Source organism: Mesobacillus sp. QJM3NY_10, from assembly GCF_056173465.1.
The window spans coordinates 557,303-570,317 of the sequence record NZ_CM149675.1; the positions used below are offsets into that span (position 1 = coordinate 557,303).

A 13,015-nucleotide genomic window follows, 5' to 3' on the forward strand; every position below is an offset into this window, starting at 1 on the left:
ATACAGGAGGCGTTTTGATGACATTGACAATGACTCAAACAACGACAGTAGAGGAACAAGCGATTGCAGCGAAAAAGGCAGCGAAAAAGCTAAGCATTCTTTCCACGGAGGAAAAGAATGAGGCACTGCTTGTTTTAGCTGACGCTTTAGAAAGCAATTATGAAGCCATTTTAGCGGAGAACGAAAAGGACCTATTGAACGGAAAGGAAAAAGGCTTCGAGGACGCATTCATGGATCGCCTGGCACTCTCACGCGAGCGAATCTTCGACTTTGCGGAAGGACTGCGCCAGGTTGCTGAGCATGCTGATCCAGTCGGGGACGTCCTTTCAGACTGGACGCTTGAGAATGGCCTTAATGTAAAAGAAATACGCGTACCGCTAGGCGTTATTGGCATGATTTACGAAGCACGCCCGAACGTAACCGTCGATGCAGCAGGCCTGGCTCTAAAATCAGGAAACGCGATCATCTTAAAAGGCGGCTCCTCCGCACTGTCCTCCAACAAAGCCATCGTCGACATCATGCACCAAGCACTCGAAAAGACAAAGGTGCCAAAAGAAGCCATCCAGTTCATCGCAACAGCAGACCGCAAAGCCACGCAGCAGCTGTTCACGATGAAAGAGCACATCGATGTCCTGATTCCACGCGGAGGCGGAGCATTGATCAAAGCCGTCGTTGAAAACGCAACGGTACCAGTGCTTGAAACCGGAGTAGGCAACTGCCACCTGTATGTGGACGAGGAAGCTGACACCGAAAAAGCATTGAACATCATGATCAATGCCAAAACAGACCGCCCAGCAGTTTGCAACGCAGCAGAGACACTTGTTGTCCATAAAGCATGGCTCGAGGAAAACAAAGAGAAGCTTGCGGCCGCATTCCAGAAGAATGGGATTACTGTACATGGTGATGAGTTGGCAGCCGCTTCACTGCCAAACGTGGTACCAGCAACTGAAACCGACTGGGCAGACGAATACCTGAGCCTAGACATCGCTGTTAAGGTTGTTAACGATATCGATGAAGCCATCGACCACATTGACCAGTACGGTACAAAACACTCAGAAGCTATTATTACTGAAAATGCTGAGAACGCTAAAAAGTTCCTGCAGCTTGTTGATGCAGCCGCTGTATACCATAACGCATCCACTAGATTCACAGATGGCGGAGCGTTAGGATTTGGTGCAGAGATTGGTATTTCTACACAGAAACTTCATGCCAGAGGACCAATGGGGCTGCCAGCGTTGACTACTCGTAAGTATGTTATGGTTGGGGATGGATTGGTTAGATAACTTACAGCTAAATTTTATAGAAGAGATAGAAGGCTTTCCTTGTCGTTATTGATGGGGAGGGCCTTTTTTTGATGTAGGAGTGTGATGAAAAGTAAGATTACAATTGGTTCGTAAATGTACCCTTATGAGAAGGAGAAAGGCGACATAAGGGTACGATTAGCCCGAAAATGTACCCTTATGAGAAGGAGAAAGACCACATAAGGGTACGATTAGCCCGAAAATGTACCCTTATGAGAAGGAGAAAGGCGACATAAGGGTACGATTAGCCCGAAAATGTACCCTTATGAGAAGGAGAAAGGCGACATAAGGGTACGATTAGCCCGAAAATGTACCCTTATGAGAAGGAAAAAGGCCGCATAAGGGTACGATTAGCTCGTAAATGTACCCTTATGAGAAGGGGAAAGACCGTATAAGGGTGCGATTGGCCAGTATCGAGACATAGGGTGGTTCAGGAGTCTCGTAAACTGTAAAAAAGTGTTGTTAATTTGGGGCAGAACCGCCTGTGTCCTATAAAGTTGAAACTTTTGTAAGAATGTATCGTAAATCATTAGAGGTGACTTTGGTGATTGAACTATTATTTCTCTTTGTACTATTATTGCTGACAACACTTGCTCGATATATCGTGTTTGGTGCATTCGAGCCTTTGATGTTTGCGATAATTCTGCTGCTTCCATTAGGTTCACTTGCAATTTATCTGATCAGTAAAAAGTTCGCAGAAAAAGAGCGTGCTTATCAGCCGAAAAATATCGAAGGCTGGTCATTTTACAACATTCAAAAATCATTACCCATTCAGAAACCTCTTTTTAAAGGGAAAGCTCAAAGAGGATACATAAAACGTTACTTTCAGCAGAAATGGAATTATATTTTTGGTGATCTTCTCGGTTTTAACTGGTACCTTTCATTAGAAATTAAAATTGACAATGATTTATATGATGTACGATGGTATCGAGAAAAATGGTTCACCCAACAGGATCAATGGAAAATCTATAAAAATGGAAATCTCATCGGTAAAGCCCAAACACAAATAAATCTAAAAAACGCACTGATGCTAAATGAAGAGATTAAGTTTAGCTTCGTTGACACTACGATTTTGTCCTCAGCAATGACAATTACATCAGCCATTTCACTAACCCAAGACAAAGTGCTGCTTGGCACAATGAAACGGAACCATATCATCAGCAATGTACAAGTATTAGAAGTACAAGAAGAAAAACCAGAATACCTCGTCGCACTGATCCTTCATTCCTATTTTTTCAAAAGTAAATAAACGTGAACATTGGTGGTAATTAAAAATATGTAGAAGAAGGAGGATAGCAATGTTGCTATCCTCCTTAATTTAATGGGTTTGGCTGGTAGGATTCTGTTGTTGTCTCACTTCTTTTTTACCTCTTTGGGAGCATCCACAAAAAAGCCATTAAGGAATGACTGGAAATTATTCGTTTCATTGAAAATAAGAAAGTCTTCTCCCGTATTTTCCTTCACTTTCAAATCTGCCACTTCGTTATTGATCCTCTCCATTTTCATATCCAATTCAGCAGCTGAAATGGCTGCGTCCTTCAAATCCTTTTTGATCCGTTCAGGTATTTCCTTTTCATATTTATAGTATATTTTATGTTCCAGGCTGGCCCAAAAATCCATGGCGATGGTTCGAATCTGCAGTTCCACAAATACCATCTCTACTCGGTCAGACATAAAAACCGGGATTTTGATAATAAGATGGAGACTCTGATAACCGTTGGGTTTTGGATTACTAATGTAATCCTTCCGTTCAACCAATTCTATATCTCTTTGCTTTTCAATCATCTGGCTTATTTTATAAACATCGGTGATAAATGGACAAATGATTCGGATTCCGGCGATGTCTTTAATGTTATCCCTGATGGATTCTATTGAAATGCTAAGGTTCTTCCTGATCACTTTTTTTATGATACTCTCGGGAGACTTTAGCCTTGAATTACAATGTTCAATTGGATTGTAATCGTGTATATGAATAAATTCCTCTTTTAAAATATTGATCTTTGTATTCATTTCATCCAGAGCAAATTTATAAATCAATGAAAACCTTTTTAGGTCGTTTCTCATTTCTTTCGGATTGATTCTATACTGCTGAGTCAATTCTTCCATTTAGGGACTACTCCTTGTGGTTATAGTTTATCTCGCCACCATCACAGCCATCAATTAAGGAGGGACTCTAACAGAGGGGAGGCCACCATTTCTGATAAAAAACTTCCGAAAAAGTTAACTCTCTATAGGTTGTAAGTGTTCCATTTTCCATTGCAGCCACTGAAACTTACGAACCTTTCTCGGAAGGAATTGCCGGATTTCCTCCTCGTTATAACCAACTTGAAGCTTCTTGTTTTCCACGATTAGAGGACTCTTCAGTAACCGGGGGTGTTGATGGATCATTTCCAGTAATTCAAGCAAAGAAAGGTTATCAAAATCTATATTCATGGTTCTATAAGGAAGGGACCTTTTAGAGAGAATGTCATCGGTACCATCAGTGGTCAATTGTAATAGTTCCTGAAGCTCATGAACCGTTAAAGGCTCCTCGATCATATCCCTTTCCACGAAAGGAATCTGGTTGTTTACCATCCATTTTCTTGCTTTCTTGGTAGACCTGCATCCCAATCCATATATCATTACAGTCATTAACCTACACCTCCGTACTGATCAGTCGTTTTTCTTGTATATACCTTGTTTTAGCAAACTCATACTAAGTTTAAAGGATTCCATTGCCTCATCATCAGATAAGCCCTTTACTGTTTTTTCAATAAGGTTGTTAAAGGCCAGTGCAGAGACCATTTTAAAGATATGTAACAGCTCTTTTTCGGCTGTTGAATTCAGGTAGTCTCTATTAATCAATTCCCCAACCTTCTTGAATTCCTGGTTATCCAAATAGGTATCCCAAATACTTGTAAAGGAGCTCTCTACCCTATGTGTTGTGAAAAGCAGGGCATTTTTTAAAAATTGCTTCTCTTCCTCATCTGATAGGGCAAGTAAAAAGTAATTTTGGAGTTCAATCAAAGCTTCGATTACATCCCCCTGATGCTTTGCCAGTAAGGCGCTGAAATAGATTTTGCCCTTTTTTAATTTATCTTCTAATAAATAGAAATATAAATCATCTTTGTCCTCGAAATATTGATAAAAGCTACCTCGAGATATACCAGCCGTTTTAATGATATTTGCTATCGAAGCTTCAAATAAAGGAGCTCTTGCGAACTCAATTTCTGCTGATTCCAGCAGCTTTTTCCGTTTTTGCTCTGACAAATTAAAAAACGTTTGCTTTGGAATAGTGATCACCTCAGTTTAGAGATATGACACGGTGTCATATTATAGTTTTATAATATATGACACCGTGTCACATGTCAATGTCGAATGTGGCAGTGTGTCACATTTTAGAGATACGGAGGCGGTTTTGGCGTTTCATTATTCCACGTACCCCAAAAGTCTTGTAAAATTGGAGGGGAGAGATTACCCGTAAAGTGGTGAGGATGATTCAACAGTTACTTTTACTTCAACGTGTCATTGATTATATAGAGGATCATATTAAAGAGGAGCTTAGTGCTGAAGAGCTGGCGAGAATGGTTGGGTATTCTCCTTATCATTTTTCGCGGATTTTTCATAAGCAGACGGGTTATACATTGATGGATTATGTGGTAAAAAGGAAGCTCCAGTTTGCGCTGTATGAATTAGTGAATGGGAAAAAGATCATCGAAATTGCGATGGATTATGGGTTTGAAACTCATTCGGGCTTCACGAAAGCGTTCAAGAAGTGTTTTGGAAGTCCGCCGAGTCTTTATAAGGAGCATTGTCCAACATCACTGCCGCAAAAGCTGGATCTGATGAGCCTTCATGAAAAGAACACGGGTGGCATTGTCCTGCAGCCGCAGATTGTCCGGCGAAGCGCTTTTAATGTCGGCGGAAAAATCTTCAGTATTGAGAATTTCCCTTCTGACAGAAATGTGCCAGCCTTCTGGGAGCAGGAAGGTTTGACAGATGGTTCGATTGAAACATACTTGTACAAAGAGTTGTCGCCGAAAAAGCATGGAGAGTATTGCATCAATTTAAGCCGAAGCCTGGAAGAAGGGTGTCGTTATTTATTTGCTGTAGATTATGACGGTGAAATGAGCTTACCGGATGGAGTAACCGCTACACGAATCCCCGAGGCTACTTATGCCATATTCCGTACGCCTTTGGTTGAGGTTGGCCAATTTGCAACGGCGATCAAAGGGACGTGGAGATACATACTGGAGGATTGGTTTCCGCACTCATCCTATGAAGTGGATGAAGAGGGCTTCGACTTTGAATTTTATGACGAGCATTGCCATTATTGGGATTATAAAAAAATCTACATGGGAATTCATATCCCGATCAAAGAAAAATCTCGAGAGTGAAATCACCCTCGAGATTTTTTGATGGCCAATTGATAGAAATAGATCACAGGTGTTAAAAGAAGGGCACTTGCGATTATGGCAATTTTAATAGAATAATTGGCGGCAACCATTCCAATTGTTTCTAATCATATAGGTATTTTTAATTCATTATTTAGAATCCGGAGGCAATGGAACGGTCCACCTGTCCCTCTGTTTCTTCCAACAACCACGCCTTGGTTATCATAGGACTTATACTCATTTTTTAACCTGCTGTGCATCAGTACAAGCAATTTTCCTTAATTCTCATAAGCTGATATAACAACTGCGCAGTTGTTATGAATGTAAGAGAGGGGATATGAAAAGTGAGTAATGCCGATACAATGATCACTTATTTTAACAGTCAAAGAGAAATCAGCAAAAAGCAGTATGAGAGTTTGAGGGAGAATGGTAATTCTATAGGTGTACTGCAGGAAGGTGAAGTTTCCTGTCCAGTTACCGTTGACTTTTGCTGTAGAATTGAGATTCCACAGGGGTTTAATGCAGATACTAATAATTTTCCGGAAGGGTTTGGCTTCCAATTCGACTTGTCCGATATTAGATGCTATAAAGAGCCATTGCTTGCTACTGCCAGTGTTCCAACTTGCGTAGAGGGAGTACCGTTGGAGTGTGAGGTTGTAGCTGGATATGCTGTAAGAGTGTGTGGAAGTAGCACTTTGTTAGTCAATGCACCACTTGTTGCTACAGAACCTGCTTTTTTCGGTGACCAACTACCAGCTAGAGGGTGCTGCAGTAGGCAAACTCCAGTAGATGATATTATTGCATATACTTGCAATCCTGCTCCATGTACACTGGACTGTGTGACGGATATTCTGGGAGGTTTTGTAAGCTGGAGATTACTATCGGATGAATGTGGTGAGTATTTTTTAGTAAATTCAGAAATTACTCTTGCTTACGCTGGATGCACTACGGATTAAATGGGATTTACTAGTACAGTTTAATCGTGGACAACAGGGATTAGGCAGCCATCTTGCAGAATCCCTTTTTTGTATACTCCCCTTAGCGAGGGTACCAAACCTTTTCAGAATGCTGTAGATTATGAATGCTTACCGGACGGATTAACCGCTATACAAATCCCCGAGGCTGTCTATGCGATATTTCGGACGCCTTTGGTTGAGGTTGGTCAATTCGCAAAAGCGATCAAAGGGACGTGGAGATACATACTGGAGGATTGGTTTCCGCACTCATCTTATGAAGTGGATGAAGAGGGCTTCGATTTTGAATATTATGATGAGCATTGCCATTACTGGGATTATAAAAAAGTCTATATGGAAATTCATATCCCAATCAAAGAAAAATCTCGAGAGTGACTCTATCACCCTCGAGATTTTTTAATAGCCAATCCATAGAAATAGATGACTGGCGTTAAAAGAGTGGCACTTGCAATCATTGCGATTTTAATAGAAAAGTTTGCGGCAATCAATCCAATAGCCGGTCCACCGCTAATCTGGCCAATTGCATCAACCTGGCCTTTCACCGAAAAGAACGTTGCGCGAGTCGAGGAATCAGGAATGATTTTATTCAGCCATGTATCTTCAAGCGGTGCCATGACAGACCTTGTTCCTTGGATGATCAGGTAAAAGCACAACAAACCGATGATACTTGTTGAAAGAGCAAAGCCGGTCAGCGACGTGATAATCAGAACACATCCAATCAGCAAGGATATATAGATGGTGTTCAATTGATGATGGAGAGAACTCCGGCTGATAAAATGAAGGCCTATAAATGAAAGGAGCATCACGACGAAATTAATGCTGCCAATCAGGATGACCAAATTTCCTTCTGTCATGTAGGCAAGTTGAGTTTCTTCAAGAAAGTGAGAAATCCATAGCCTGTCAAAGCCTTCGCTATATAACCCGAAAAACAAGGCAATAAGGAAAAGAATCCGCATCAGATAACTGGCCTTTGTGTAATGGATCATCTGGCTCATATTACTTTTCAGCGTCTTCCAAGTGGAAGTATTTTCAGGTTGGATAGGTTTGAAATTCTCTTCTTTCATAAAAAGGAGCAGGAAAACTGCCAAGCCGACCATGGATAATCCGCCAATGATGATGGGCAGATTGATCATGAAATAGTAACCAATCAGGATACTTAAAGGAATCGCGATTACTTCTCCAAGCTTGCCAGCCTTAGCTCCATTCACAAACGCCTGGGAAGCACACTCTTCTCCGATCTCATTCGCAATCCACGCTTGATGCGCACCGCTGGTAAATGTGTAGCCAATTCCCCAGAGAACCTGAGACACTAAAACGGCGATGAAATACGGAAAACTGCCCTCGATGAGGAAACCCGCCCCAATCAAAAAGTACCCGAAAATAATAGAAAGCCTGCGACTTTTCAAATCCGCGACAAACCCAGTGGGAATTTCAAACAGGAACACAACCGCCTCCAGAACAATCCCGACCAGGACCAGCTGCAACGGATCAAGACCCACGACCTTCACATGATACAGCAGGTTAACCGTAAAGATAAATGTAAAAAAGAACTGCGACCAAAAACGTGTATATATATAGACACGATATGAATCCATTTTTTTATTAAAAGTCAATTTCATCTCCCCCTAACCAGATTATAGAGAGGGAGGAAGACGTTTTCTTTTCCAAATTTGCGGTTTTTGGGAGGTGAGGGGGAAGCTAACATTGGGTAAAAATGAAACTGTGTCTCCCTTTGTCTCTAAGTACATTCCCAAAATAATTGCATAGGATATTTTGATGAACTGGGAAGGGAATGACAAAAATGTACTTTGTTCCACATGGGTATTCAAATCAATACTCTTATTATGGTAATGGACCGATGTATCACAATGGAAGACAGTCTGTTCAGTGGGCTTATCCTTATGGGGTGCAACATATGAACGGCTTTCATGCTTTTCGCTATCCTAACGGTAATGGAATGATTCCTTTAGCGGATTATGGACCAAATCCATATGTGGTTAATATCAATGAAGCAACAAAGCAAAACAACACGTATCGTACTGCGTTATGGACTGGATCACATTTGCAGGTCACTTTAATGAGTATTGATGTTGGAGATGATATCGGCTTGGAAATGCATCCTGCTGTTGATCAATTTTTACGGATCGAACAAGGGCAGGGGATGGTTCAGATGGGCCAGACTAAAGAGAACCTAACCTTTCAAAGTCCGGTCGTTGACGATTCTGCGATCATGATTCCAGCAGGGACTTGGCATAATGTGACCAATACCGGTAATACTCCATTAAAGCTTTACTCCATCTATGCTCCTCCTAACCATCCATCCGGGACTGTCCATGTGACCAAAGCCGACGCCATGGCGAGTGAAGGCGGAGCAAACGGCAATGGAAATACCATTGTTTTTGGCAAAACTCCAGATGAATGGGTACAGCACACGGAATTTTTAGTGCAAGAAGGATTAGAGGACGTTAAAAGAGGAATCAATGCAACGCATATTCTTCAAGAGTTTATTCTAATGGGAGTCCTTGTAGGGAAAGGGTATACTCCTGAAAAAGCATATGAAACTGTAGAAGAATGGGAACGTACAGGAGAATCCAAACTTCTTCAGGCGAGCAAAAATATGTAGGGATTAAAAAGCATGGGGGACATGGGGACAATGGTTCTCATGTCCCACTCTGTCATTGGACATCGGCCATTCAGATGGGGGAGGTGGAGGAGAGGGAGGCCGATGCGGGTCGATCGTCTCAATCTTCGCTGATTTTTTTCAAAGAACCCATGCCCCTCTAGGGTTGGTATGCATTTAATCAAACGTTTGATTAAGAGGGATGAAAGAACATCCGGCGAGATTAGAGGCTGATTTTACATTCTTTGAATATGAAACTTAATAGGGGATTCTAACTTTTGAGATGAGCGACAAAGCTTGTCTTTTTTTATTTCGGGACAAAGGGACGGTTCTTATTTCCGTCCCATTGCCTTTTAAATTGAACCATGATCTTCGGCCAACTGAATGTCACCGATTCAACCAGCTGCTGGAGGAGTTGCGGCATTTGTTCTTGCACCTAATTCTTGATCTATAAGTAAAAGAGCGGAAGGGTTATTTCCAGCAAGTTTAAGACGATCAATGATGGTTTTGGCTTGTGCTTCTTCATCTATTTGCTCCCTTAAAAAGTCCTGGATGATCAAAGCGGCCTGAGGGTCGATTGAATTCACATAGTTATAGGCTTGACGGTAAGTATTCGTAACAAACTGTTCATGGCTTAATACTTTTTGAAAGGTCTCTAATGGAGTGCCAAAGTCACTTGGTTGTGCAGGGATGCTATTTATTTGGACAGTACCATCCCGATCCACGACAAAATCAATTAAAGTGAGCATGTGGGTTCTCTCTTCCTCTGATTGCAACCTTAACCAATGGGCTATGCCTGTATAATTCTGTTTAGCCATAGAAGCAGACATCGCAAGATATAAAGTTGAAGAAACATGCTCGAGTTGGATTAAATCATTAAACAAGCCTTGAAGTTCATCATTCATTTTTTTCACTCCCCAATAACAATAAATCTACAGTTTAGTTTATAGAAAATAGAAATTTGTGAAACTTGTATATACGTTTTTATAGGAATCAAGGTGGATTCTTTTTAATGGGTTCTAAAGAAGAGCAGGTATGATGAAGAAGGATTTATTGTTTAAGGTGTTGAAGAATGTATCTAGCAGGATATGAATCTAGAAGCATAGATACAGGAGGAATGTTGGTGATGCAGATGAGACCGGAATATGAAGATTTTCCTTTAAAGGCATATGACAAGATCAGGTATGCAGATACGGATCGACAGGGACATGTAAATAACGCACTATTTTCAACGTTCTTGGAAACGGGAAGGACTGAGCTTCTCTATGCAAAGGAGCCGCTGCATGCTGAAAACGCCTCGTTTGTCATAGCGAGTCTAAATCTGGACTTGCTTTCCGAAATACGGTGGCCTGGAACAGTTGAGATTGGCAGTGCCATTACAAGAGTTGGCAACAGTTCCTTTGCTTTATTCCAAGGAATCTATCAAAAAGGAAAGCTTGCTGCAGTGGCAGAAACCGTTATCGTGCAAATGGACGAGCACACTAGAAAATCTGCGCCACTTTCCTCTGAAACAAAAGAGCGATTAAAACAATATTTAGTTGAAATAGAAAAATAGAAACAAAGATCGAAACGCTGGGACGGACGGAATCGACCTTTGTCCATAATCGATAATTAGGAGTGATTGTTTTGGAATTTAATGATGTGATCCACGGGCACCGATCGATCCGAGAATATGAAGATAGGGAAGTTAGTCAAGATTTGCTCGAGAAAATTTTAGAGGCAGGTATTCGTGCCTCATCAAGTGGTAATATGCAAACGTATTCGATCATCGTCACGAAAGATAAGGAACTTAAGAAAAAATTATACACTGCTCATATGGAGCAATCGATGGTTGTGGATGCGCCGATCCTTTTAACATTTTGTGCTGATTTTAATAGAATGAGAAAATGGCTTGAACTCAACGATGCACCTGTCCATTTTGATAACTATATGAGCTTTATGATCGGGGCCATTGATGCAACCTTGGCATCACAAAACTGTGCTTTAGCAGCTGAAAATGAGGGACTTGGCATTTGCTATATGGGCTCTACGCTTGCGAATTGTGATCAAATTGGTGAACTGCTGAACTTACCACCCAATGTCGTACCCGTTGTAGGCTTTTCGTTAGGTTATCCAGCAGAAAACCCTGCCCCGCGTGACCGGCTGCCAATGTATGGACTTGTTCACTATGATCAGTATCGTGATTATTCGGATGAAGATATTCTGGAAATTTATAAAGAGCGAAACGAAAAAGGATGGAACCGCTACATGGCCGTCCCAAAACTTAAAGAAATGACAGAAGAATTAGGATTGAAAAATCTTGCTCAGATTTATACGATAGCTAAGTATACGAAGGAATCGCATCAGGAATTTTCTCAAACAGTGCTGAAGTACTTAGAGAGACAGAACTTTATGAATAATGAGTGAGGGGATTATGGTGCTCAGGACAAATAAGGAAAAGTCATTTTTGGGGACAGCAAAACCATTGCTGGTTTGTTGAAATGTTTAGCGACCTAATCTTTCCATACGAGGGGTAGTAAAAATGAATATCTTAATAAAGAACTTACCTGAAACGGAAATAGCGTATATCAGACGAACGGGGAGTTACTTTGAGCCCCAAGAGCACTGGGGAAAGCTGATCAATTGGGCGATTAGCAATGGACTATACCCTCCCCAACAGTCATTTATCGGTATATCATTAGATAATCCGGAGCAAGTGGAAAGCAAGGATTGCCGTCACGATGCCTGCGTTACATTACCTGAGGGATTTGAAAAAGAAAATCATAAAGAGATGAAATTCAGGAAGTTGGAAGGCGGGCATTACGCCTTGTACTCCTTTTATGAAAAACCTGAAAAGCTAAATTTTGCTTATCAATACATATTTGGCGAATGGCTGCCAAATAGCGACTATGCAGCCGATTACCAAAGATATAACCTGGAATTCAATATGAATAACCCTTCCGAAGATCCTGAAGGGAAATGCAAAGTTGATTTATTTATACCCGTTAAAAAGAGAAGATCTTAGGGCTAAGTGTCACCCATCAACGGTGACATTTTTGTTATTTTACTGAAGTGCAGATTAGTGAAAGACTTTAAAGAATAGTGTTTTTGGGATTCTCTTTAAAGTTAAAAGTAAGGCGGCATTATATATAGAAGCTAAAGGGTGGAACCAAAATGATGATCAAATTCTCAATAGATAATGATAGAAGCTTTCATTTGAGATCTGCTGCCATTATCAAACATAATGGAAAGGTCTTATTTCAAAGGCCAGTTAATAGTGAAAAATGGTTTTTACCAGGAGGAAGGGTTGAGCATTTTGAATCGACGGAGGAGACATTAAAAAGAGAGTTAATGGAAGAGTTTAGCTTACAAGTAGACCATATGAAACTTTGCTGGGTAGTGGAATATTTTTTAGAGGCAGAGAATAAAAAAATTCAGGAATTAGGTATGCATTACCTTGTGGAAATTCCTGTACATCATAAATTAGTTGACCATAAAGATGAGTTTAAAGGAATGGAAGACGGTTATATTCACAAATGGATTGAGATCAATGAACTTGATAAATACAAAATAGTACCCGAATTCGTTGTTCCTCAGTTACAAAAGTTAGGGGATAGCAACAATGTTGAGCATACAGTTTTAACGGTAGTAAGATAGTTTCATTTAGGACTTTCTTAGAATTATACGAGTCCTTCGATCCTTGAGGGGGGTATTTTTAGGTTCGACTTCCGAGGGCGTTGATCAAAGAAGGATTCAGGAGTTTAAATT

Annotated in this window: 14 protein-coding genes and 1 pseudogene; 10 read left to right on the forward strand and 5 right to left on the reverse strand. The window is 40.8% G+C overall.

From position 1 onward, the window contains the following. Nucleotides 1–11: 11 nt before the first annotated feature. Nucleotides 12–1,283, forward strand: a pseudogene (locus AC0VX7_RS02835) (glutamate-5-semialdehyde dehydrogenase); the annotation flags it as partial. A 562-nt stretch (nucleotides 1,284–1,845) separates the two neighbouring features. Further along, the gene (locus tag AC0VX7_RS02840; RefSeq protein ID WP_475426578.1) at nucleotides 1,846–2,550 is read left to right on the forward strand and encodes a hypothetical protein; all 705 of its coding nucleotides are present in this window, start codon (nucleotides 1,846–1,848) and stop codon (nucleotides 2,548–2,550) included. A gap of 104 nt (nucleotides 2,551–2,654) precedes the next feature. On the opposite strand, the gene AC0VX7_RS02845 is transcribed toward AC0VX7_RS02840, so the two are convergent. From AC0VX7_RS02845 to AC0VX7_RS02855, 3 genes are all read right to left on the reverse strand, one after another. Further along, nucleotides 2,655–3,407, reverse strand: coding sequence for a GTP pyrophosphokinase (locus AC0VX7_RS02845; RefSeq protein WP_475426579.1), 753 nt, complete (start codon nucleotides 3,405–3,407; stop codon nucleotides 2,655–2,657). A gap of 114 nt (nucleotides 3,408–3,521) precedes the next feature. Continuing rightward, complete coding sequence (locus AC0VX7_RS02850; RefSeq protein ID WP_475426580.1) at nucleotides 3,522–3,932, reverse strand: Spx/MgsR family RNA polymerase-binding regulatory protein; 411 nt, start codon at nucleotides 3,930–3,932, stop codon at nucleotides 3,522–3,524. Nucleotides 3,933–3,953: 21 nt separating this feature from the next. Further along, nucleotides 3,954–4,550 (reverse strand): TetR/AcrR family transcriptional regulator, encoded by a 597-nt coding sequence (locus tag AC0VX7_RS02855; RefSeq protein ID WP_475426581.1) that lies wholly within the window; start codon nucleotides 4,548–4,550, stop codon nucleotides 3,954–3,956. 224 nt (nucleotides 4,551–4,774) lie between these two features. Here AC0VX7_RS02855 and AC0VX7_RS02860 point away from each other — a divergent pair, with 224 nt between their 5' ends. From AC0VX7_RS02860 to AC0VX7_RS02870, 3 genes are all read left to right on the forward strand, one after another. Then, the gene (locus AC0VX7_RS02860) at nucleotides 4,775–5,677 is read left to right on the forward strand and encodes an AraC family transcriptional regulator (RefSeq protein WP_475426582.1); all 903 of its coding nucleotides are present in this window, start codon (nucleotides 4,775–4,777) and stop codon (nucleotides 5,675–5,677) included. 341 nt (nucleotides 5,678–6,018) lie between these two features. Then, on the forward strand, nucleotides 6,019–6,630 hold the full coding sequence (locus tag AC0VX7_RS02865) for a hypothetical protein (protein ID WP_475426583.1): 612 nt from the start codon (nucleotides 6,019–6,021) through the stop codon (nucleotides 6,628–6,630). Between the two features lie 69 nt (nucleotides 6,631–6,699). Continuing rightward, nucleotides 6,700–7,023, forward strand: coding sequence for a GyrI-like domain-containing protein (locus AC0VX7_RS02870; RefSeq protein WP_475426584.1), 324 nt, complete (start codon nucleotides 6,700–6,702; stop codon nucleotides 7,021–7,023). Nucleotides 7,024–7,028: 5 nt separating this feature from the next. Here AC0VX7_RS02870 and AC0VX7_RS02875 read toward each other — a convergent pair whose 3' ends face one another. Further along, nucleotides 7,029–8,261: an MFS transporter gene (locus tag AC0VX7_RS02875; protein WP_475426585.1), complete on the reverse strand. Its 1,233-nt coding sequence runs from the start codon at nucleotides 8,259–8,261 to the stop codon at nucleotides 7,029–7,031. A gap of 188 nt (nucleotides 8,262–8,449) precedes the next feature. Between AC0VX7_RS02875 and AC0VX7_RS02880 the strand changes: the two genes are divergently transcribed. Next, the gene (locus AC0VX7_RS02880; RefSeq protein ID WP_475426586.1) at nucleotides 8,450–9,271 is read left to right on the forward strand and encodes a cupin domain-containing protein; all 822 of its coding nucleotides are present in this window, start codon (nucleotides 8,450–8,452) and stop codon (nucleotides 9,269–9,271) included. Nucleotides 9,272–9,663: 392 nt separating this feature from the next. Here the strand turns inward: AC0VX7_RS02880 and AC0VX7_RS02885 are convergent, their stop codons facing one another. After that, the gene (locus tag AC0VX7_RS02885; RefSeq protein WP_215035224.1) at nucleotides 9,664–10,173 is read right to left on the reverse strand and encodes a ferritin; all 510 of its coding nucleotides are present in this window, start codon (nucleotides 10,171–10,173) and stop codon (nucleotides 9,664–9,666) included. Nucleotides 10,174–10,394: 221 nt separating this feature from the next. On the opposite strand from AC0VX7_RS02885, the gene AC0VX7_RS02890 reads away from it, so the two are divergent. The 4 genes from AC0VX7_RS02890 (at nucleotide 10,395) to AC0VX7_RS02905 (ending at nucleotide 12,904) form a co-directional block, all read left to right on the forward strand. After that, nucleotides 10,395–10,823 (forward strand): acyl-CoA thioesterase, encoded by a 429-nt coding sequence (locus tag AC0VX7_RS02890; protein WP_475428061.1) that lies wholly within the window; start codon nucleotides 10,395–10,397, stop codon nucleotides 10,821–10,823. Between the two features lie 62 nt (nucleotides 10,824–10,885). Further along, entirely contained in the window at nucleotides 10,886–11,674 is a 789-nt protein-coding gene (locus AC0VX7_RS02895; protein ID WP_475426587.1) for a nitroreductase family protein, read from the forward strand. A gap of 115 nt (nucleotides 11,675–11,789) precedes the next feature. Further along, nucleotides 11,790–12,272: an AraC family transcriptional regulator gene (locus AC0VX7_RS02900; protein ID WP_475426588.1), complete on the forward strand. Its 483-nt coding sequence runs from the start codon at nucleotides 11,790–11,792 to the stop codon at nucleotides 12,270–12,272. A 149-nt stretch (nucleotides 12,273–12,421) separates the two neighbouring features. Then, a complete protein-coding gene (locus AC0VX7_RS02905; RefSeq protein ID WP_475426589.1) occupies nucleotides 12,422–12,904 on the forward strand; it encodes an NUDIX hydrolase in 483 nt (160 codons plus the stop codon). The last annotated feature ends 111 nt before the right edge of the window (nucleotides 12,905–13,015 follow it).